At 64.3% G+C, this 20,499-nt stretch carries 18 protein-coding genes and 1 pseudogene; 8 read left to right on the top strand and 11 right to left on the bottom strand.

The window, feature by feature from the left end; genetic code table 11:
* Positions 1 to 286, top strand: a pseudogene (locus tag HNE04_RS27305) (IS4 family transposase); the annotation flags it as partial.
* A 4-nt stretch (positions 287 to 290) separates the two neighbouring features.
* On the opposite strand, the gene HNE04_RS27300 reads toward HNE04_RS27305, so the two are convergent.
* The 10 genes from HNE04_RS27300 to HNE04_RS27255 form a co-directional block, all read right to left on the bottom strand.
* Positions 291 to 716 (bottom strand): helix-turn-helix domain-containing protein, encoded by a 426-nt coding sequence (locus HNE04_RS27300; protein ID WP_172226907.1) that lies wholly within the window; start codon positions 714 to 716, stop codon positions 291 to 293.
* A 42-nt stretch (positions 717 to 758) separates the two neighbouring features.
* Entirely contained in the window at positions 759 to 1,691 is a 933-nt protein-coding gene (locus HNE04_RS27295; protein WP_172226904.1) for a YihY/virulence factor BrkB family protein, read from the bottom strand.
* A gap of 250 nt (positions 1,692 to 1,941) precedes the next feature.
* On the bottom strand, positions 1,942 to 2,676 hold the full coding sequence (locus HNE04_RS27290) for a YihY/virulence factor BrkB family protein (protein WP_235965470.1): 735 nt from the start codon (positions 2,674 to 2,676) through the stop codon (positions 1,942 to 1,944).
* Positions 2,677 to 2,683: 7 nt separating this feature from the next.
* The gene (locus HNE04_RS27285) at positions 2,684 to 3,979 is read right to left on the bottom strand and encodes an FAD-dependent oxidoreductase (RefSeq protein WP_172226901.1); all 1,296 of its coding nucleotides are present in this window, start codon (positions 3,977 to 3,979) and stop codon (positions 2,684 to 2,686) included.
* 3 nt (positions 3,980 to 3,982) lie between these two features.
* Complete coding sequence (locus HNE04_RS27280) at positions 3,983 to 4,993, bottom strand: Bug family tripartite tricarboxylate transporter substrate binding protein (protein WP_172226898.1); 1,011 nt, start codon at positions 4,991 to 4,993, stop codon at positions 3,983 to 3,985.
* An 81-nt stretch (positions 4,994 to 5,074) separates the two neighbouring features.
* Positions 5,075 to 5,887, bottom strand: a complete 813-nt coding sequence (locus tag HNE04_RS27275; protein ID WP_172226895.1) for an enoyl-CoA hydratase — start codon at positions 5,885 to 5,887, stop codon at positions 5,075 to 5,077.
* A complete protein-coding gene (locus HNE04_RS27270; RefSeq protein WP_172226892.1) occupies positions 5,884 to 7,317 on the bottom strand; it encodes an aldehyde dehydrogenase family protein in 1,434 nt (477 codons plus the stop codon). The genes HNE04_RS27275 and HNE04_RS27270 overlap by 4 nt, the downstream gene beginning before the upstream one ends.
* 4 nt (positions 7,318 to 7,321) lie before the next feature.
* Positions 7,322 to 8,104 carry an enoyl-CoA hydratase/isomerase family protein gene (locus HNE04_RS27265; protein ID WP_172226889.1) on the bottom strand — a complete coding sequence of 261 codons (783 nt, stop codon included), beginning with the start codon at positions 8,102 to 8,104 and terminating at the stop codon, positions 7,322 to 7,324.
* Complete coding sequence (locus HNE04_RS27260; RefSeq protein ID WP_172226886.1) at positions 8,094 to 10,208, bottom strand: acetate--CoA ligase family protein; 2,115 nt, start codon at positions 10,206 to 10,208, stop codon at positions 8,094 to 8,096. The genes HNE04_RS27265 and HNE04_RS27260 overlap by 11 nt, the downstream gene beginning before the upstream one ends.
* A gap of 11 nt (positions 10,209 to 10,219) precedes the next feature.
* Positions 10,220 to 11,203 (bottom strand): Bug family tripartite tricarboxylate transporter substrate binding protein, encoded by a 984-nt coding sequence (locus HNE04_RS27255; protein WP_172226883.1) that lies wholly within the window; start codon positions 11,201 to 11,203, stop codon positions 10,220 to 10,222.
* A gap of 99 nt (positions 11,204 to 11,302) precedes the next feature.
* On the opposite strand from HNE04_RS27255, the gene HNE04_RS27250 reads away from it, so the two are divergent.
* The 7 genes from HNE04_RS27250 (at position 11,303) to HNE04_RS27220 (ending at position 20,121) form a co-directional block, all read left to right on the top strand.
* Complete coding sequence (locus HNE04_RS27250; RefSeq protein WP_172226880.1) at positions 11,303 to 12,199, top strand: LysR substrate-binding domain-containing protein; 897 nt, start codon at positions 11,303 to 11,305, stop codon at positions 12,197 to 12,199.
* A gap of 89 nt (positions 12,200 to 12,288) precedes the next feature.
* Positions 12,289 to 13,485 (top strand): aminotransferase-like domain-containing protein, encoded by a 1,197-nt coding sequence (locus HNE04_RS27245; protein WP_172226877.1) that lies wholly within the window; start codon positions 12,289 to 12,291, stop codon positions 13,483 to 13,485.
* 20 nt (positions 13,486 to 13,505) lie between these two features.
* Complete coding sequence (locus HNE04_RS27240; RefSeq protein ID WP_172226874.1) at positions 13,506 to 14,024, top strand: gamma-glutamylcyclotransferase family protein; 519 nt, start codon at positions 13,506 to 13,508, stop codon at positions 14,022 to 14,024.
* Positions 14,025 to 14,211: 187 nt separating this feature from the next.
* Positions 14,212 to 15,480 (top strand): DUF2130 domain-containing protein, encoded by a 1,269-nt coding sequence (locus HNE04_RS27235; protein ID WP_172226871.1) that lies wholly within the window; start codon positions 14,212 to 14,214, stop codon positions 15,478 to 15,480.
* Between the two features lie 17 nt (positions 15,481 to 15,497).
* Complete coding sequence (locus HNE04_RS27230; RefSeq protein WP_172226868.1) at positions 15,498 to 17,783, top strand: AAA family ATPase; 2,286 nt, start codon at positions 15,498 to 15,500, stop codon at positions 17,781 to 17,783.
* Between the two features lie 138 nt (positions 17,784 to 17,921).
* On the top strand, positions 17,922 to 18,617 hold the full coding sequence (locus HNE04_RS27225; protein WP_172226865.1) for a glutathione S-transferase family protein: 696 nt from the start codon (positions 17,922 to 17,924) through the stop codon (positions 18,615 to 18,617).
* 103 nt (positions 18,618 to 18,720) lie between these two features.
* Positions 18,721 to 20,121 carry an NAD(P)-binding protein gene (locus HNE04_RS27220; protein WP_172226862.1) on the top strand — a complete coding sequence of 467 codons (1,401 nt, stop codon included), beginning with the start codon at positions 18,721 to 18,723 and terminating at the stop codon, positions 20,119 to 20,121.
* A gap of 27 nt (positions 20,122 to 20,148) precedes the next feature.
* Here HNE04_RS27220 and HNE04_RS27215 read toward each other — a convergent pair.
* Positions 20,149 to 20,499: adenosine deaminase family protein (locus tag HNE04_RS27215; RefSeq protein ID WP_407926625.1), on the bottom strand; the 351-nt coding region annotated here is incomplete at its 5' end.

Below are 20,499 nucleotides of genomic sequence, written 5' to 3'. Positions count from 1 at the left end.
CTTCAAGTGGATCAAACAGAACCTGCGCATCAAGGCATTTGTGGGCAACAGCGCCAACGCCGTGAAGACGCAAATCTGGATCGCAATCGCTACCTATGTGCTGGTGGCGATCGTGAAGAAGCGGCTCCAACTCACCGCCACGCTACACACCATCCTGCAGGTACTGAGCCTGTCACTTTTTGATCGGGTACCGATCGATGTGCTCCTGCTCAAAGCCGTCGATCTCGACGACGAAATCGAGGCTTCTCAGCAGTTTTCACTATTTGAAAATATCTCCGGACAGTAGTGGGTCAAGCCCGGCTTGACAACTTCTTCTTGCTTCGCGCGCCAATAGCGCCCGCCTCTGCGGCCCGCAGGATGCGGCGGAAGGTGGGGCATTCCATGTGGCTTGGCGCGCGGCAGGCGGCGGCGTGCCGCAGGCCATCGCGCATGGCGGTCAGTTTGCGGATCGTCCCGTCCAGCTCCTCCGCCTTGGCCAAGAGCATCTTCCGGTCGATGCGCGGCTGGCCTTCCGGCGCGAACATCAGCGCAATTTCATCGAGCGAGAAGCCGGCGGAGCGGCCCACCGCGATCAGCGCCAGCCGTTCCAGCACGCCAGCATCGAACACGCGTCGCAGCCCCTGCCTGCCGGTAGACGCGATCAAGCCCTTTTCCTCGTAGAAACGCAGCGCCGATGCCGGAACGCCCGATCGCTGCGCCACTTCGGCTATGTCCATGCTCTTGCCCCTTCACTTCAAGTTGACTTGAAGTGGCACAGTTTAACTTCCGCTCCTGGCAGCCGGCACCTCGGGCGGAATGCCCGCCACCGCCGTGACGGCCGTGCCCGTCATCGCCTTGGCGGCCGACAGCGAGCCTTGCTCGTCGGCATACACCTTGGTGAACTCGGCCCCCAGCAGGAAGATCTGCGCCGCGTAGTACACCCACGCCAGCAGCACCACCAGCGAGCCCGCCGCCGCGAACGATTCGGTGATGGTGCTCTTGCCCAGGTACAGGCTGATCAGAAGTTTGCCTACCTCGAAGAGAGCGGCCGTCACGAATGCGCCCACCCAGACGTCGCGCCAGGCGATGGGCGTGGTGGGCATCAGCTTGAAGATCATGGCAAAGAGCAGGGTGGTGAAGCCCATCGAGATCGCGATGTTCAGCACGTACATCGTCGCTTCCCATGCCGGGAATTGCCCGCCCATCCAGGTACCCAATGCCGCAGTCGCGGTACTCACGGCCAGCGACACCATCAACAGGAACACCAGGCCCAGGATCAGCCCGAAAGACAGCAGCCGGGCCCGCAGGATGGCCACGATGCCCTGCGGCTTCTCCGCCTCCGGCACATGCCAGATGCGATCGAGCGCGCTTTGCAGCTCGGCAAACACCGTGGTGGCGCCGATGATCAACACGCCCAGGCTGATCAGCCCGGCCACCAGACCCTTGTCGCTGTCACTGGCGGCAGCCACGATGCCCTGGACCAAGTCGGCGCCCTGCGGCCCGATCAGGCCCGACATCTGGGCCGCGATCTGCCCCTGCACGGCCTCGCGGCCGAACACGGCGCCGGCCATGGCGATCACGATCACCAGCAGCGGCGCCATCGAAAACACGGTGTAGTACGAGATGGCCGCCCCCATGCTGGGAGCGAGGTCATCGGACCAGGCCTTGCCGGCCTTGACGAAGAGCTTGAAGAGGTGTTTGGGGGTGAGCATTTGGTTCTCCCGATTTCCCTTTTTGTAGCCCGGCGTTGCCCCAAACCATGTCAGCCGAGGGAGGGAAATCGGGTCGGATTCCAATTCAGCACGCGGCTCATCCGGCTACGATTTTCGGGATCCACGCTTTTTCTTCATCCGCTCCCGGTGCGTGCCTGCCGGCCTGGCCGCCTTCACCTCGGGCGGAATGCCGGCCACGGCCGTTACCGCCGTCCCCGTCATCGCTTTGGCCGCCACGAGCGAGCCATGTTCATCGGCGTAGACCTTGGTGAACTCCGCCCCCAACAGGAAGACCTGCGCCGCGTAGTACACCCACGCCAGCAGCACCACCAGCGAGCCCGCGGCGGCGAACCCACGCGATGCGCGCGGTGGGCATCAGCTTGTAGATCATCGCGAACAGCAGGGTGCTGATGGTCAACGTCACCACCATGTTGATCACCTGCACCGTAGCCTCCCAGCCCGGCAGTTGCCCGCCGGCCCAGGAGCCCAGCGCGGCCGTGCCCGCGCTCACGGCGAGGGACACCATCAACAGGAACACCAGGCCGAGGATCAGGCCGAAAGACAGCAGCCGCGCCTGCAGGATGGCCCAGACGCCCTTTGGCTTCTGCGACTCGGGCACGTGCCAGATGCGATCCAGCGCGCTTTGCAACTCGGCGAACACCGTGGTGGCACCGACGATCAGCACGAACAGGCTGATCAGCCCGGCCACCAGGCCCTTGCTGGTGTCGCTGGCGCTGACGACCAGGTTCTGAACCAGCCGCGCGCCGTCCTTCCCGATCAAGCCGCTCAACTCGGCCACGATCAGCCCCTGCACCGCCTCGCGCCCGAACATCGCGCCCGCCATGGCAATCACGATCACCAGCAGCGGCGCCACCGAAAACACCGTGTAGTAGGAGATGGCGGCCCCCATGCTCGGGGCGTAATCGTCGGCCCAGGCCTTGCCGGCCTTGACGAAGAGGTGAAGGACGCGCTTGGGGCTGATCATGGCGCTTTCAGCGCAACACCGCACCGTCCCGCAGAAGCGTCGCCCGCAGCTCACCCACCGGCACGCCGCGCACGCTGGCCGCCGAAGCGACCGCCCGGGCCGCCATTGCCGCAGCCGTACCGGCCGCCTGACCCACGGCCATGGAGATCGTCATCACCCTGATCGCCGCCAGCGCCGTGTGCGTCGCCGAGATCCCGCGGCCCGCCACCAGCGCGTTGTTGAAACTCACGGGGATGAGGCTGTGATAGGGGATCTGGTAGGCGTGATCCTCGCCCAACCCTCGGTAATCCAGGCCGCCACCAGCGGCGGGATGGATATCGATCGGGTACGCGCCTGCCGCGATCGCATCGTCTAACTGCACCGGCTGCAAGAGGTCTTCCGCGCTCAGCACATGGTCGCCTTCGATGCGACGGGTCTCGCGCACGCCGACCTGGGTGGCAAAGGAGCGCAGCTGCCCCCGCTCGCATCCCGGCACGTGGGCCTTCAGGTAGCCGGCCGCCCGCCAAGCCTGGCGCCGGCCTTCGATCTCGGCCCGGCCCAGCGCCATCGCATCCGTGGCGTCGATGGCGAGCCGGCTGATGTTGAACCAGCCATCGTCGGAGAACGGGTCGCGCGACGCGTGCAGCGCGGCGCGGGCCAGCTCTCCGCTCTCGAACCCCTTGCGAGCCAGTGCGGCCAGTTCGGCGGGCGCGAGCGCGTGGAAGCGGTCGAAGTCTATGGGGCCGAAGCGAAACATCATCGTGGCGGGCTGCAATGACTCGTTCTCCTCGAGTTCGAGAAAGCGGGCGCCGGCGCGGTGCAGCGCATCCAGGTCGCCGGAACTGTCGATCAGCACGCGCGGGTTGATGGTCATCACGCCGCTCTTGGTCAGCACCTCCACGGCCTCGATCCGGCGGTTGGCACTCGATACCCGCAGCAAGTTGGCGTGCAGCAGCGGGCGCACGCCGGCCTCGGTGATCATGTCGTCCAGCACCAGCTTGAGGATCTCGGGCGCGTATTCGACCCGGTCCATCTTGTGGCCGGTGGACATGACGAAAGTCTGGTGCTCGCCCGCGGCGCCGTAGCGGCCCAGCCGCTCAACGACTTCGCTCGCGAGCCCGGCGATCACAGGGCGCCCGTTGGCGGTCTGCCAGCTGTTGAACTGCGCTACCGCGCCGGCCGTGGCGTTGCCGCCCAAGAAGCCGTAACGCTCGACCAGCAGCACGTTCGCGCCATGCCGCGCGGCGGCCACGGCCGCCATGGTGCCGGCCAGGCCGCCGCCGCACACCAGCACATCGGCGTTGAGGATTGCGCCGTTGGACATGGCTCAATCGGCCTTGATGCCGCGGGCCTTGATGATGCCGCCGTAGCGTGCGGCCTCGGCTTTGAGGAACTGGTCCGTCGCCGTGCGGTTCATGACCACCGGCGCCACGGCCAGCGTCGTGAAACGCTGCTTCACCGTGTCGGAGGCGAGGGCCGCAGCCAGCAGGGTTTCCAACCGCGCCAGGCCCTCAGCCGGTATCGTCCCCTTGGGCGCCACCAGCGCGGCCCAGCCTTGTACCTCGAGCGAGGGGTAGTTGAGCGAACGAAATGTCGGCACACCCGGCAGGTCGGCCACTGGCTGGGGCGACGACACGGCCAGTGCGCGCAGCCGCCCGGACTTGATGTGCGCGATCACGCTGGGCAGGTTCAAGAAACCCAGCGACACCAGGCCGCCCAGCAGGTCGGGCATCAAGGCGCTTTCGCCCTTGTAGGGCACGGGCGTGAGCGCGATGCCGGTTTGCGCCCCGAACAATTCCGAGGCCAGGTGCGCGAGCGTGCCGTTGCCGCTGTTGCCCGCCGTCAGCTGCCCGGGGTTGGCCTTGGCCTGCGCCACCACGTCGGCGACGGACTGGATCTTGGAGGCCGCAGGCACCACCAGCACCAGGGGCTGCGCGGACACCATGCCCACGGCGTCGAAATCGCGCGCCACGTCGTAACCGATCGCGGGATTGAGCGAGGGGTTGATCACCATGCTGTTGCTTCCCATCAGCAGCGTGTGGCCGTCCTTGCTCTGGGCCGCCGCCGTGACGCCGATGGCGCTGCCGGCACCTGGCTTGTTCTCGACAATGACGGGTTGCCCGAGCTGCGGCGCCAGCACTTCAGCCAGCACCCGCGCCGAGCTGTCGGCCCCGCCGCCCGGCGCAAACGGCACGATGATGCGCACGGTCTTGGCGGGCCAGGCATCGGCGGCACGGGCCGCCTGCCACCGGGGCGCAGCCAAGCCCAAGGCAATGGCGGAAAGCACGGGCCGCCGCCGGATGCCGGGGCGGGCCAACTGGACAGGGTGAGCTTTCATAGCGAAGTCTCCTGGGCCCATTGTGCCGCCGCCAGGGCCGCTGTGGATGCCGGATCAGGTCCGGCATGACAACACCCTCCTTCAGCGGCCCGTGAAGCGTGCAGGCCGCCGTTCCTGGAAATGAGCCACGCCTTCCTTGAAGTCTTCGCTTTGCAAGCTGGTGAACATTTCGGCGTTGGCCAGTGTCACCGCTTCGCCCAGCGACTGGAATGGCGCTTCCCACAACTGGCGTTTCATCACCCGCACCGAGCGCGGCGACACATCGGCAGTGAGTGTGGCGGCCAACGCCATCGCCTGTGGCACCAGTTCGTCGGCGCTCACCACTTTGTGCACCAGCCCCATCGCCAGCGCCTCGCCCGCCAGGACCTTGCGCGAAGTCAGCAGCAGGTCGGTGGCATTCGCATGGCCGACGACTCGCGGCAGCATCCAGGCGATGCCATGCTCGGCGATCAGGCCGCGCTTGGCGAAGGCCGTGGCGAACACGGCTTGCTCCGAGGCGATGCGAAAGTCGCTGTACAGCGCCATCACCAGGCCCAGCCCGGCGGCCGCACCGTTAATGGCACAGATGATGGGCTTGGGCGCTGCGGGGAAATAGGAGTACCGGGTCTGATAGTCCGCGCGCCGGTTCATGTCGTAGGGCCGCATCCACTGCGCCGCCTGGATGTCGTCCGGCGGGAGCACTTCGAGCTCGTCCATGTCCATCCCGGCGCAGAAAGCCCGGCCGGCACCGGTAAGCACGATGGCGCGGACCTCCTTGTCGCGGCCGGCCTGTTCGATGGCGTCGCGCAACTCCGCTTCCAGAACCTTGGTCAGCGCGTTCATGCGCTCGGGCCGATTGAGGGTGATGACGGCGGTTGCGCCGTCGAGGGTGTAGAGAATCTGCTGGTAGTTCATGATGCTTCGAAGTAGTTGATGGGCAGCTGGATGGAAACGGGTTCGAGGAATTCCTCCAGGCCAAAGCGCCCGTTCTCGCGGCCCAGGCCCGAACGCTTGAAGCCGCCGAAGGGAGCGGCGGGGTTGAAAGGGGCGCCATTGACGTCGACCTGCCCGGCGCGAAGCCGGCGCGCTATCGCGAGCGCTTCGGCCGTCGGGCCCCAGACGGTGGCCGCCAGGCCGTAGTCGGTGCCGTTGGCAATGGCGATTCCATCGGCAACGCCGTCATAGGCCATCAGCACCAGCACCGGCCCGAAGACCTCTTCCTGCGCGATGGCCATCTCGGGCGTGACGTCGCGCAGCACCGTGGGGGCGACGAAGAAGCCCTGAGCCGGCAACGCCACGTCCGCGCCGAGCCGCCGTGCGCCCGAGGCCAACGCCGCATCGATCATGCCGCGCACCTTCTGCCGCTGCGCGCGCGAGACCAGCGGGCCAAGACGCGTGGCGGCGTCGGCGGGATCACCCATGCGCCAGGACGACATCAACTCACCCGCGAGATGCGCCGCCTGTTCGTAGTTCTCGCGCGGCACCAACAGGCGGGTGGTGGCCGAACAGGTCTGGCCGGAATTGAGGAAGCAGCTTCCCAGGGTGGCTTTGACGGCGGCCGCGAGGTCGGCGCCCGGCAGCACCAATGCTGCCGACTTGCCGCCCAGTTCCAGCGCCACTCGTTTTACGCCCAGCGCGGCCATCGTGCCGATTCGCTTGCCGGCTTGCGTCGAGCCGGTGAAAGAGATCATGTCCACGCCGAGGTGGGACACCAGCGCTTCGCCGATCTCGCTGCCCGACCCATGGACCAGGTTGAATACGCCCGGCGGCAGGCCGGCTTGCGAAACGGCCTCGGCCAGCAGATAAGCACTGGAAGGCGCCAGCTCCGAGGGCTTCAGCACAACGGTGCAACCGGCCAGCAAGGCCGGTGCGGCCTTGCCGGTGATCTGATGCAGCGGATAGTTCCAGGGTGTGATGCAAGCGACAACGCCCACGGGCACCTGCTGAACCAGGGAGTGGCCCACACGCGTCTCCGTCTCCAGCGCGGCGGCCAGGTCGGCGTACATTTCCCATGCCGCAACCGGTGCGCCGGCCTGGATCCGTGCGGACAGCTTGGCGGGCATCCCCACCTCGCGCGAGATCACCCGGCCAATCGCCTCGGTTCGCTCCCGCAGCGCCGCTGCCACGCGGCGCACCGCCGCCACGCGCTCGCTCATCGGCGTGGCCGACCAGCCGGGCAAGGCCTCGCCGGCGGCCTGCACCGCGGCATCGACATCGGCACGTGAAGCGCTGCGATAGCGCGCAAAAACTTCCTCGGTGTAGCTGTCGGTCACCGGCAGGTCCGCCGTGCCGGTCGCGGGGCGCCATGCGCCATTGATGTAGAGGTCGGTAGATAGCGTAGTCATCGATTCATTCCTTGCGGGTCTTGCCGCGTGCAGCCAGGAAGGCCTGCATCACGCGGGTGGGTTCGCCGGTGGCATAGCACTCCAGTTGATAGCGGATGCCCGCGTTGCAGGCCTCCTCGAAGCCTGCCTGCGTGCGCTCGCGAAAGCGCTGCTTGGTCAGGCGTAGCGCCACGCCCGGCAGCGCCGCGAGCTCGCGTGCGCGCTGGACTGCGCGGGCCAGCACCTCCGGCTGGGGTACCAGGTCATTGACCAGGCCCAGCGCGTGGGCGCGGGTGCCGTCCACCAGTTCACCCGTCAGCGAGAACTGCTGGTTGAGCGAATGCCCGATCTGCAGCGACATCAGGTAAGAACCCACGATGCTCGCCAGGCCGGCGCGCACTTCGGGTTGGCCCATCTTCACGCCCGGGTGCGCCACCCGCAGGTCGCACATCAGCGCCATCTGGAAGCCGGCGCCCGCGGCCGTGCCGTTGATCGCCGCGATCAACGGCTTGGTCACGTCGCGTACCGCCTGGTACATCGCATGCTGGCGGTTCAGCCATCCGGCCAGCGTGACGGTGTCCACAGCGGCGGATTCCTCCAGGTCCTGCCCGGCACAGAAAGCGCGTTCACCCGCGCCGGTCAGCACGATCGCCGCGGCATCGTCGCCCGCGTCGAGCCGGCGCAGTGCGCGAGTCAAGCCCTGTCGCACTTCATCGTTCACGGCATTCATCACGGCGGGCCGGTTCAAGCGCACGATCGCAACGCGATCGGCCATCTCCACCGTCACGGCTTCACGTTCATTGGTCATGATTTGCTCCAGCGCGTTCGATGACGGCGTCCACGGCCCAGCTGGCTTCGCCTCGGGCGCCGGCAATGAGCGGATTCACGTCGATCGAAGCAATCGACAAAATATTGGCAGCCGCAAAGCGGCCCAGCGCCACGGCGGCACGGGCCACGGCCTGAAGATCCACGGGCGGCTCGCCCCGCACCCCGGCCAGCACCGGCGCAATGCGCAGGCTGGCCAGTTTGTTCAGCACGTCCTCTTCGGAGAAAGGGTAGAGCAGGACCGCGAAATCACGCAGCGCCTCCACATACTTGCCGCCGTCGCTGACCATGACCACGGTTCCGAACAGCGGGTCTTGCCGCACGCCCAGCGCAAATTCATGCTGGCCGCGCACGCGGCGAGCCACCAGCACGCCTTCCAGCGGCTGCTTCATCGCCCGCACCCGCGCAACGCATTCCTCATAAGCCTGCGCCACCTCGTCGGCAGTGCGCCGGCCGACAAAGACCAGCCCGTGCTCCGACTTGTGGGCAATGGCGCCCGAGCAGGCCTTGACCACCGTGTCCGGCCCCAGGTCTTGCCACGCATCCATCGCTTCGCGCACGCTGCCGCAAAGACGGTACGGCGCTACCGGCAAACCGGCGCGGCCGAGCAGCTCCAGGCTGGCCGCTTCACTGAGCAGGGGGCCGCTGCCGGCGGGAAACGTCACCGGCTCGGCCGGCGGAAGGCTGTCGCGGCGCGACACCCGATCTCGCAGCAGCGCATGGCGGCTGACCTGGTGCAGCGCGGCCAACGCATCGGTTTCATGCGCGAACACCGGCACACCTGCCGCGCGGAAGGCTTCGCGCACCGAGGCCTGCGGCGCCGAAACCGCCACCGGCTTGCCGGTGGCGATCAGGAAGCGCGCCGTGTCGGCCGCCATGCCGGCCACGTCGTAGCCTTCACCGGCTACGGGCACGCCGATCATGAACATGTCGCCCTGCGGATCGGCGGCCAACGCGTCCAGGGTGCGGGCGAACATGCTGCCGTCGCTCAGCAGCGAGGCCGTGAGATCCACCGGGTTCTGCGCGGTGGCAAAGCCCGGCATGACGCGCGTGAGCGACTGCACGGTGGCGCCGTGCAGCTCCGCCAGCGGCAGGCCCAGGCGCTCGGCCGTGTCGGCGCAGAGCACACCCACGGCGCCGCTGTGGCTCATCACCACCAGCCGCTCTGCGGGTCGCAGGCCACAGGCGAGGTACAGCTCCACCGCGTTGACCAGCCCGTGCACGTCGGCGACGCGCCAGATGCCGTGGCTTTCGAAGAAGGCATCGACCACGGTGTCGTCGTTGACCAGCGCGCCCGTGTGCGAGGCCGCCGCCTTGGCGCCGTGCGCGCTGCGGCCGGACTTCAGGGCCACCACCACCGCGCCGCGCGCATGGGCAACGCGCGCCGCCTCGGCGAGCACGGCCGGATCGGCCAGCGATTCGATGTACAGCAGCAGTACCCGCACCTCTGGGTCGGCCGCCGCCGCCAGCGCCAGTTCGCACACGGACACGTCGGCGTCGTTGCCGGAGGCGACCACATAGCGCACGCCGACGCCGCGCTCGCGCAGCATGGCGTAAGGCATGACGCTGGCCGCGCCACTCTGGCTGACGATGGCCACGGGCCCGTCCTTGGGCGCCACTTCCATGAACATGGTGCTGAAGTTCAGCACTGCCCCGGTCTGAAAATTGGCAATGCCCTGGGCGTTGGGGCCGACGAGGCGCACCCCCAGCGAACGGGCCTGCGCGACCAGTTCACGCTGGCGCTGCATGCCCTCGGGCCCGGTCTCACCAAAGCCCGAGCTCATGACCACGGCGCTTCGCACGCCGCGAGCGGCGCACTGGCGCACCACGTCCAGCACATGGTCGCCGCCCACCGCCACCACGGCCACGTCAGGCGTTTCGGGCAGGGCTTCGAGCGACGCATAGGCCTTGTAGCCCTGCACCGTGTCGCGCTTGGGGTTGACGGGGTAGACAGCGCCGGCAAAGCCGAAGCTGCGCAGGTAGTGCAGGGGGCGGCCGCCCACGCGGTTGCGGTCTTCCGTGGCGCCGATGACGGCCACATGGCGCGGTCGCAGGGCGGCGGCCAGGCGCGGATCGAGTTGGTTCACGTCAGGGCCCTTCAGTCCACCGTGGCGCCCGAGGCCTTGACCACGGGCGTCCACTTGGCCAGGTCGCCGCGGATCAGTGCGGAGAATTCGGCCGGCGTGGTCGGCTTGGCCTCGGCGCCGTCGGCCTGCATCTTCTTTTTCATTTCATCGCTGGACATCACGGCCACGATCTCGCGATTGAGCCGCTCGATCACGGGCGCCGGCGTGCCGGCCGGTGCCAGCACGCCGAACCAGATGGTCACGTCGAAGTCCTTCAGACCCGCCTCCTGCGCGGTGGGCACCTGGGGCAGCAGCGGTGAGCGCTTGGGGCCAGTCACGGCAAGCGCGCGCACCTTGCCGGTGGCAATGTTCTGCGTCTGCTGGGCGACGGTGTCGAACATCATGGTGAGGCGCCCGCCCAGCAAGTCCACCAGCGCGGGCGACGAGCCCTTGTACGGCACGTGATTGATCTGGATGCCGGCGCTGCTGCGGAACAACTCGCCCGAGAGGTGGTTGGAACTGCCGTTGCCCGCCGAGCCGAAGGTGAGTTCGACCGGCTTGGCTTTGGCCAGCTTGATGAGGTCGGCCAGGTTGTTCGCGGGCACCTGCGGATTGACCACCAGCACGTTCATGGTCGTGGCCATCAGGCTCACGGGCGCGAAATCCTTGATGGGGTCGTAACGCAGCTTGCTGTACAGGCTGGGGTTGATCGCCATCGTGCCGGTGGTGCCGAAAAACAGCGTGTAGCCGTCGGGCTGGGCCTTGGCGACGTACTCGGCGGCGATGCTCCCGCCCGCGCCGCCCTTGTTGTCCACCACCACCTGCTGGCCCAGGCGCTCGCCCAGCTTCAGTGCCAGCACGCGCGCCATGGCATCGGTGGGACCGCCGGCCGTGAAGGGCACCACCAGGGTCAGCGGCTGCTTGGGAAAGGCCGCGGGGGCTGGTGCCTGCGCGAACGCAGCGGTGGTCAGGGTGAGCGTGGCGGCCAGCACGGCCGAGAGCTTGGAAAAACGCATGGACTTGTCTCCTACGGGTGGAATGCCGCCAGCTTAGGGCGGCCAGGCGCTTGCGGAAAGATCAAGACCTGCAATTCAGAATTGCATTAAAGTGAAGGCGTGAACCTCAAGCAGCTGCAATCGTTCGTGTGGGTGGCCGAGCAGGGATCGCTGGCGCGCGCCTCGGCGGCCACAGACGCCGCCGAGTCCCTGATCAGCAGGCATATCGCCGCGCTGGAGACCGAGTGGGGGGATCGCCTGTTCGAGCGCACCGGCCGGGGAATGGCCCTGTCCGACTTTGGCCGGCGCATGCTGCCCCAGGTGCGCGCCGCGCTGGAGCACGTGGGGCGGTTGAATAGCCTGGCGCACGAATCGGCGGGCGTGCCCACCGGTACCGTGCACATCGGCGTGCTGCCTTCGCTGGCGCGCCAGTTGTTGCCGCTGCTTTTTGCCGACCTGCGGGCCAGCGCCCCGGCCGTGACATTGCATGCGGCGGAGGGCTTCAGCGGCAACCTGGACGAGCAGTTGGCCTCGGGCCGGCTGGACTTGGCGGTGATCAACCGCTACGGCGCTTCGGCCCTGCGCGGCGAGGAGGTGCTGGGCACAGCGGACACTTATCTGATTGGCAAGGCCGGCAGCGCGCTACTGGCCGAAGGCAGCGTGCCCTTCAAGGCTCTGGCCGGCGTGCCGCTAGTGCTGCCTTCGGTTCCCAATGGCTTGCGCGCGACGCTGGACCAGCTATCGCGCCGCCACGCCGTTCACCTGGACGTGGTGATGGAAGTGGATAGCTCGGGCAGCATGAAAGACGTGGCCCTGAGCGGCCATGCGTACACCTTGCTGCCGCTGATGGCGGTAAAGGAAGAACTGGAGCGCAAGACGCTCGGTGCCGCCAAAGTGGTCAAGCCCACGATCCGCCGCACCATCGCCCTGGCCCTGACCACGCAGCGGCCCTTATCTCGCGCGGCCCGCCACGTGGCTTCGCGCATACGGCATCTGGCGCCCGGGCTGGTAGGCTGAAAGGTTGTCATGCCGGGCGCGACCCGGCATCCACGCCTCGCACTCGAACCCGCCACAATACGGCTACGAAATTCGCCGACGAGACAAAAATGCCCCTCCAATTCGCCACCCGCCTCAACAACGTAGAAACCTCCGCCATCCGCGAGCTCTTCAAGCTGCTGGGCAAGCCCGGCATCATCAGCTTTGCCGGCGGCTTCCCGGACAGCGCCATGTTCGACGTGGAAGGCCTCAAGGAAGCCAGCAACAAGGCCCTGACCGAAGAACCCGGCGGCGCCCTGCAATACGGCGCCACCGAAGGCTACAACCCCCTGCGCGAGCAGCTGGCCGCCTTCATGCAGACCAAGGGCGTGAAAGACATCAGCCCCGAAGGCCTGATCGTCACCACCGGCAGCCAGCAGGCGCTGGACCTGCTGGGCAAGACCATGATCAGCCCCGGCGACAAGGTGATCGTGGAGGCGCCCACCTTCCTGGCCACCATCCAGTGCTTCCGCCTCTATGGCGCCGACCTGATCTCCGCGCCCATCGACGCCGACGGCGTGCAGACCGACAAGCTGGAGCAGCTGATCGCCGAACACAAGCCGAAGTTCGTGTACCTGATCCCCACCTTCGGCAACCCCAGCGGCGCCATGCTGTCCCGCGAGCGCCGCAAGCGCGTGCTGGAGCTGGCCGTGAAGTACCAGACGCTGGTGGTGGAGGACGACCCGTACGGCGATCTGTACTTCGGTGAGCCGCCGCCGCCCAGCATCCTGGCGATGACGCCCGAAGTGCCCGGTAGCCGCGAATGGATCGCGCACTGCGGCTCCATGAGCAAGGTCTTGAGCCCCGGCCTGCGCGTGGGCTGGCTGATCGCCCAGCCCGAGCTGCTGGCCAAGGCCACCATGTGCAAGCAATTCAGCGACGCCCACACCAGCACCTTCGCCCAGGCCACCGCCGCCCAGTACCTGAAGGCAGGGCGCATGCCGGCAACATTGGCCAACGTGCGCAAGGTCTATGGCGAGCGGGCGAGGGTGATGGGCGAGAGCCTGAAGCGCGAACTGGGCGACGCCATCGCCTTCACGCAGCCGCAAGGCGGATTGTTTTTCTGGGCCAGGCTGACCGGGGCGGGCGGCAAGATCAAGGACGCCAATGAATTCGCGAAGCGGGCGATCGAGAAGGGCGTGGCATTCGTGCCCGGCGTGCCGTTCTATGCGAAGGATCCGGATGTGAGCACGCTAAGGCTTAGCTTTGCTACGGCGGATGTGGGGAAGATTGAGGAGGGGGTGGGGAGGTTGGGGAAGGCGATATGACGGATGCGGGAGATCGCATCATGTATTTTGCGTATGGCTCGAACATGGCCCAAGAGCGGCTGCGTGCGAGAGTGCCTTCGGCAGAAACAGTCGGAGTCGGAATTCTTAAGGGGTATGAGCTCAAGTTCCACAAAATCGGGAAGGATAAGAGCGGAAAGTGCGACGCTAGTAAGGTTAACAATAAGCAAGGCGAGGTTTACGGGGTGCTCTATTCGGTGCTGCGAAAGGAACTCACCTTGCTAGATCGTTACGAGGGTGCGGGATACGGATACGAACGTCAAACGGTCGTGGTTCAGCGTCCACCCGACGAGGAGGTAGCGGCGGAGACGTACTTGGCAACTCGCGTCGACGCTGCTTTTCGTCCTTTTGACTGGTATCGGGAGCACGTACTGCGTGGAGCTCGCGCGGCGAATCTTCCGGATTCTTACATTCAAGCCATCGCGGCAACGCCGACAGTGGATGATCCGGATACGTCAAGGCGTACTCGAGAGATGGCGATTTACCCGGAATGGAATGTGTCGCCAACGTCCGAGTGCTGAGAAGGGTCTCGCGACGCATCTCCATTACCTTGAAGACTTCATAAGCGGATCCCTCTTGCGGATTCAACAGTGCACGGCATAGACTGCCACTGCTGAACTCAACAAAGTGATCCCAGCGCTGTAGCGGCGTCCACGTAACGGGGTGACCCACTTGGTGCTGCAAAAAAAGGGACTAGGAGGAAAAATCATGACCGAAGCGACGATCACCTGCACAAACTGCGGTACAGCAATCAAATTAACCGAATCTCTGGCAGCGCCGTTGCTACAGGCCACACGCCAGCAGTATGAAAACCTGCTCGCTGAGAAGGACGCAAATATCGCTCAGCGCGAAACAGCAACGCGCGAGAAGGAGAAAGCGCTAACTGAAGCTAGACACCGCCTCGACGAGCAGGTTTCCGAGCAAGTAGAAGGTCAGCTCAAGGTAGAACGGTCTCGGGTCGCCGCCGATGAGGCAAGGAAGGCCAGACAAGCTACTGCGGCGGAGCTGGAGGGTAAGGCGCGCGAGATTGCTGAAATGCAGGACGTGCTGAAACAGCGGGACTTGAAGCTGGCAGAGGCGCAACAGGCGCAGGCGGAATTGATCAAAAAGCAGCGAGAGCTCGACGATGCGAAGCGCGAACTAGACCTGACTGTCGAAAAACGTGTGCAGGCAGGCCTTACGGACGTACGAACCCAGGCAAAGCGCGAAGCCGAAGACGGCATGAGGCTCAAGGTGGCCGAGAAGGACCAGGCTATTGCTTCTATGCAACAGAAGATAGAGGAATTGAAGCAAAAGGCCGAGCAAGGATCACAACAACTTCAAGGCGAAGTGCTGGAACTCGAGCTGGAACAGCTTCTTCGCGCCAAATTCCCTTTCGATCTTATAGAGCCGGTTCCGAAGGGCGAGTTTGGCGGAGACGCCCTTCACCGCATCAATAGTCCCAGTGGTACGGCGTGCGGAACTATTTTGTGGGAGTCCAAGCGAACTAGGAATTGGAGCGATGCTTGGCTGGTCAAGCTACGTGAGGACCAGCGCAGTGCCAAGGCGGAAGTCTGCGTCTTGGTCAGTCAAACACTCCCGAAGGGCATCGAAACTTTTGATCTTATGGACGGAGTGTGGATTACGTCGCCGCGCACGGCGATTCCCGTGGCCATGATGCTGCGGCAAGGACTGGTTGACATCACGCAGACACGCGCGCTATCTGTCGGTCAGCTAACCAAGGCTGAAATGGTCTATCAGTATCTTACTGGACCTCGCTTCAAGCAACGTATTGAAGCTATCGTCGAGGCCTTCTCGGTCATGCAGGAAGACTTAGACAGAGAGCGCAAAGTGATTATGAAGCAGTGGGCAAAGCGGCAAGAGCAAATTGAGCGGGTGATGGGGGCGACGGTGGGAATGTATGGCGATTTGCAAGGAATAGCAGGCAAGTCTCTGCACGAGATCGAAGGGTTGGAGTTAAAAGCGCTTGAACTATAAAAGGCCTGGGAGGGCACATGCTGGAACGTATTGCGGATATTCAGGGAATTGGGCTCTTCCATCAAGCGAATGGGAAGCCCTATAGCTGCCAAAGGGCCACCTTGATTTACGCCGACAACGGCCGGGGAAAATCGACGCTTGCGACCATCCTGCGGTCGGTCGCTACCGCTGACCCTTCGCTGATCTCGGCGAGTAAGACCATTGACGGCACTATGCCGCCCAAAGTGGTTCTGCAATTCGGTAGCGGACACAAAGTCACGTTTGACGCGGGCACTTGGTCTGAAAAACGTCCCGAGCTCTTGGTGTTTGATGCGGAGTTCATCGGGCGCAACGTGCACTCCGGTGGGGCGGTTAGCACGGATCACCGAAAAAATTTGCTCGAATTTGCTCTTGGCGAGGCAGCGGTTTCGGCGCGGACAGCGGTTGATTCGGCCGCACTTGCGGCCAAGGCAGCATCGGACCAAGTGAACAGTTTAGTCGGCCAGCTTTCTGGGCACCATACAGGAATGATGTTGGCGCAGTTCGAGCAGCTCCCGGCAGAAACTGAGATTGATGCAAAGCTTGTCGACTGGTCCAAGCGTGCAGTCGCGGCGACTAATGTTGCTGCAATTCAAGCAAAGCAAATTCCAGCAACTATTGCTGAACCAACATTCGATTTAGATTTGTTGTTCGATTCATTAGCGCGGTCTCTAAAAGACGTACATGCGGATGCCGAGCGGATCGTAAAGGAGCACATCTTCAAACTAGGTGAAAAAGAGGCCGAAGGGTGGCTTAGTCAGGGTCGCCAGTTCACTAACGGACGCTCTTGCCCATTTTGCGATCAGGACATCTCAAGAAACGAGCTTGTGAGCGCGTACCAGACTCACTTTAATGCCGCGTACGCAGCGCTAAAGACCACCGTGGCTGCCTTGCAGGAGGAGATAAAAACTGGGTTAACTGGCCTTGCGGATGGCGTTTCAAAGAGCACCGATGTGGCTGCAGCCCAAGCACTGGCATGGGCAGAGCATGTTGAAACCGGGGTGATCACTTTCGAATTGATCAAGGCTGAGACCTCCTTGAAGGAACTTGCAGACTTATTGTTGGATTTGGCTTTGCGCAAAGAGAATGCGCCGCTCGACGCTATTGGCGATGCGAAAGATAGGGCAAAGGCCTCAGATTTGTGGCTTCAGTTCCTGGCTCCGGTCCGGGCGACGAACGTCTCGATTACATTGACCGCCAAACGAATTCAGGAATACAAGACTCAACTTGTTGGTGAAAACGCGATCCAACTCCAACAACAGATCGCAAGGCTTCACGCGATCAAACGAAGATACGCCCCTGATGTTGTCAATCTGCTGGCGCAACTGGCGACAGGGCGAACGGCGGCCAGTAACGCGGAGACCGCCAAAAAGGCTGCCCGGGCCACGTTGGATAGTCTGATGACTGCAACGCTGGGTAAATACCAGGTTTCAATTAATGGGTTGTTGAAGAAGTTTGGCGCGTCCTTCAGTATCAGGGGAATGAGTGCAAACTTCAGAGGAAATGCGCCGCGATCAGAATACGGCCTGCTGCTGCGTGGGAAAGAGATCCCCCTAGAGGGCGGGCCGCCCTCATTTGCCACGGCACTAAGTGAGGGCGATAAGCGAACGCTTGCGTTCGCGTTCTTCATTGCGAGCAGTTTAGAGGATCCAAAGCTGAATAGCCGAATAGTGGTTATCGATGATCCCATGTGCAGTCTGGATTTGAATCGCAGGCACCATACGCGCACCGTTCTTAGGCAGATTCACTCGAAGGCTGCGCAGCTCATCGTGCTTGCTCATGACCCATTTTTCCTTCGTGATCTTCGAGATGCTCTAAAGAAGGAGGATAACTCCGCTGCCGTTTCAGTATTTCAGCTCACCGCAGCGCCTCATAACTACACAGACTTTGCAGCCTTGGATATTGATCGAGAATGTGAGTCGGACTATGCAAGGCACCACAGGCTTTTGAATGATTTCTCTATGGGGACCGGCGGTGACGCCCGCGTCGTGGCGAAGGCGATACGGCCGATGCTCGAAGGCTACTTGCATCGCAGATTTCCAGGGCTCTTGCCTAAGGATTTGATGTTCGGTGGCGTTGTTATTCGCATTCGTGATTCTGTTGCGCCGAGTCCTCTCGCACACGCTGTGAATTTGATTGATGCGCTGAATGAGGTCAACGAATATGCTGGGCAATTTCATCACGATACGAATCCGGATGCAGATACCGTGGTGATATCAGCGTCTGAGCTTAAGGGGTTCGTGGATGATGCCCTTTGCATAGTGCACAAAGGTGCCCCTGCCTAAGCGAATGCGAGCGTCTCCAACTTCAAGCGCCACCGCGAGATGCGGCCGCTTGCGGATATAGCGGCCGCCTCCAGGGACCAACAGCCTAGCACTGGACAATCGACGCACAGAAGAAGCGCTGCTGCCTAGAATCTTTCAATGATAAAACTCCACTACCACCCCTCACCCAACCCCCTCAAAGTAGCCCTCTACCTCGAAGAGGCCGGCCTTCCCTACGAGGTGATCCCGGTGGACACCCGCAAGGGCGAGCAGCACGCGCCTTCCTTCCGCGCCATCAACCCCAACGGCAAGACGCCGGCGCTGGTGGATGGCGATGCCACGGTGTTCGACAGCAACGCCATCCTGCTGTACCTGGCCGAGAAGACGGGCCAGTTCCTGCCGCCCGACACGCCGGCCGCGCGGGCGCAGATGTATTCGTGGCTGATGTTCGTGGCCACCGGCATCGGGCCCTATTGCGGGCAGGCGGTGCACTTCAAGTTCTTCGCGCCCGAGCCCAAGGCGTACGCCGTCAATCGCTACACCTTCGAGGCCGAGCGGCACTGGGGCATCGTCAACGACCATCTGGCCGGCAAGCAGTGGATGCTGGGTGACACCTACACGCTGGTCGACATGGCCGTGTGGGGCTGGGCCCGGATGATCCCGCGCGTGATGGGCGAAGCCGGCCTGGCCGCCATGCCTAACGTCAAGCGCCACCTCGAAGCGATCAACGCCCGCCCCGCCGCGCAGCGGGCCGAGGCGCTGAAGGAGCGCTTTTCATTCAAGCAGGAGATGGACGACGAGGCGAAAAGGGCGATGTTCCCGCAGAACGCGCGGCTGGCGCCGACCGCGTACTGAACAACGCGTACCGCTACTGATCCGGCGGCACTGCTGAGTAACGCCGCGCTGCCCTTGTGCAGTGCGGCATGCCAGGCGGCTCGAAAACAGTTCCAATGCGACCATGAGCGACGTGATCGAGACGGATTACCTGGTGGTGGGGGCCGGCGCGGCCGGCATGGCGTTCACCGACTCACTGCTCACGCATTCGGATGCCACCGTCACCATCGTCGACCGACGCCAAGCACCCGGCGGGCACTGGATCGACGCCTATCCCTTCGTGCGCCTGCACCAGCCGTCCGCCTTCTACGGCGTAGCGTCGGTGCCCCTGGGGAATGATGCCGTCGACCGGTCCGGCCTCAACGCCGGGTTCTACGAACTCGCCAACGCCGACGAACTGCGCGCTTATTACGCGCAGGTGATGCAACAGCATTTCATCCCCAGCGGGCGTGTGCGCTACTTCCCCGGCAGTGACTACGTGGCCGGCCCTGCGGGCGGGCACCGGTTTACCTCGCGTCTCACCGGCGCGACCCACGAGGTGCGCGTGAGGCGCAAGCTCGTGGACGCGACTTACCTGGAAGGCAGCATTCCCGCCACAAGCGCGCCGCCATTCGAGGTGGCCGATGGTGTTCGCTGCGTGGCGGCCGGCGACATTACGCGCCTGACCCACCGGCCAGAGCGATTTGTCGTCATCGGCGCAGGCAAGACTGCGCTGGACGCCTGCGTGTGGTTGATCTCCCAGGGCGTGCGGCCGGCAGCCATCCGTTGGATCAAGCCGCGGGAAGGGTGGTGGTTGAACCGCAGCTACCACCAGCCGCACACCTACCTGCCAGACTTCTACGGCGGCGTGGGCCTGCAACTGCAAGCCATGGCCCATGCCACGTCGGTCGACGACGTGTTTGCGCGACTTGAATCCAACGGGTTCTTCTTGCGGGTGGACACCGCGGTGACGCCCACCATGTGCCATGGCGCCATCGTCAGCGAGGTCGAACTGGGCCTGCTGCGCCAGATCGAGGACGTGGTGCGTCTGGGCCGGGTTCGGCGCATCGAGCGCGATCGCATCGTGCTGGACGAAGGGGCGGTGCCCACCGATGAGAATACCGTTCACGTGCATTGCGCCGCACGCGGGTTGCCGCATCCCCCGCTGCGGCCGATCTTCGAGAGCGCTCGAGTGACCGTGCAGCCTTGCTTCTGGGGGTTCGCGTGCTACCTGTTCGCCCTGCTGGGTGTGGTCGAGGCCACCATCGAGCGCGATGAAGACAAGAACCGCCTGTGCCCACCCATCGCGTACTGGGACAAGAACGCGGACTATCTGTCGGCTTTCTTGGCGAGCTTGGCTGGCGAGCAGGCGCGTGCCGCTTATCCGGCGCTGGCAGCCTGGGCAAAAAGTACGCGGCTCAATCCGCTGGGCGCGATCGGGCAGTACCGCGACCACCCCACCGTGGTCGAGACGCGCGAGCGCATCAAGCGATTCGGTTCGGCGGCCGCCAGCAACATTGTGAAGCTGCTTTCAGTGAGCGCCTGAGATAACAGGGATGGCGTTCCCTTGGCCTCACCAACTCGAAAGCGCCTGGATCAGTCTTGCCTTGACGTCGGTATTGGCGAAGCTCGCATCGATCGAAGTGCGCGCCAGCGCACGAAGGTCGTCATCCGACCAGCCGAACGCCTTGCTGCACAACGCGTACTCGCTTACCAGGCTGGCCCCCAGCAAGACCGGATCATCGGTGTTGATGGACACGGCGACGCCTGCACGGCGCAGGCGATCGATGGGGTGATCCTCAATGGAGGGGTAGACGCCCAACGTCAGATTGGAAGTCGGGCAGATGCCCAGCGGTATCTGCCGATCGACCAACAGTTCGACCAGCCCGGGGTCTTCGATCGCTCGCACGCCATGATCGATGCG

Source organism: Caenimonas soli, from assembly GCF_013155545.1.
Taxonomy (GTDB): Bacteria; Pseudomonadota; Gammaproteobacteria; order Burkholderiales; family Burkholderiaceae_C; genus Ramlibacter; species Ramlibacter soli.
This window is presented reverse-complemented; position numbering and strand designations above follow the sequence as displayed.

Coding starts and splice junctions, on each gene's coding strand:
- HNE04_RS27300 (WP_172226907.1), bottom strand. CDS start 716: ATGGACATAGCCGAAGTGGCGCAGCGATCGGGCGTTCCGGCATCGGCG.
- HNE04_RS27295 (WP_172226904.1), bottom strand. CDS start 1,691: ATGCTCACCCCCAAACACCTCTTCAAGCTCTTCGTCAAGGCCGGCAAG.
- HNE04_RS27290 (WP_235965470.1), bottom strand. CDS start 2,676: ATGATCAGCCCCAAGCGCGTCCTTCACCTCTTCGTCAAGGCCGGCAAG.
- HNE04_RS27285 (WP_172226901.1), bottom strand. CDS start 3,979: ATGTCCAACGGCGCAATCCTCAACGCCGATGTGCTGGTGTGCGGCGGC.
- HNE04_RS27280 (WP_172226898.1), bottom strand. CDS start 4,993: ATGAAAGCTCACCCTGTCCAGTTGGCCCGCCCCGGCATCCGGCGGCGG.
- HNE04_RS27275 (WP_172226895.1), bottom strand. CDS start 5,887: ATGAACTACCAGCAGATTCTCTACACCCTCGACGGCGCAACCGCCGTC.
- HNE04_RS27270 (WP_172226892.1), bottom strand. CDS start 7,317: ATGACTACGCTATCTACCGACCTCTACATCAATGGCGCATGGCGCCCC.
- HNE04_RS27265 (WP_172226889.1), bottom strand. CDS start 8,104: ATGACCAATGAACGTGAAGCCGTGACGGTGGAGATGGCCGATCGCGTT.
- HNE04_RS27255 (WP_172226883.1), bottom strand. CDS start 11,203: ATGCGTTTTTCCAAGCTCTCGGCCGTGCTGGCCGCCACGCTCACCCTG.
- HNE04_RS27245 (WP_172226877.1), top strand. CDS start 12,289: ATGCCCCTCCAATTCGCCACCCGCCTCAACAACGTAGAAACCTCCGCC.
- HNE04_RS27240 (WP_172226874.1), top strand. CDS start 13,506: ATGTATTTTGCGTATGGCTCGAACATGGCCCAAGAGCGGCTGCGTGCG.
- HNE04_RS27235 (WP_172226871.1), top strand. CDS start 14,212: ATGACCGAAGCGACGATCACCTGCACAAACTGCGGTACAGCAATCAAA.
- HNE04_RS27230 (WP_172226868.1), top strand. CDS start 15,498: ATGCTGGAACGTATTGCGGATATTCAGGGAATTGGGCTCTTCCATCAA.
- HNE04_RS27225 (WP_172226865.1), top strand. CDS start 17,922: ATGATAAAACTCCACTACCACCCCTCACCCAACCCCCTCAAAGTAGCC.
- HNE04_RS27220 (WP_172226862.1), top strand. CDS start 18,721: ATGAGCGACGTGATCGAGACGGATTACCTGGTGGTGGGGGCCGGCGCG.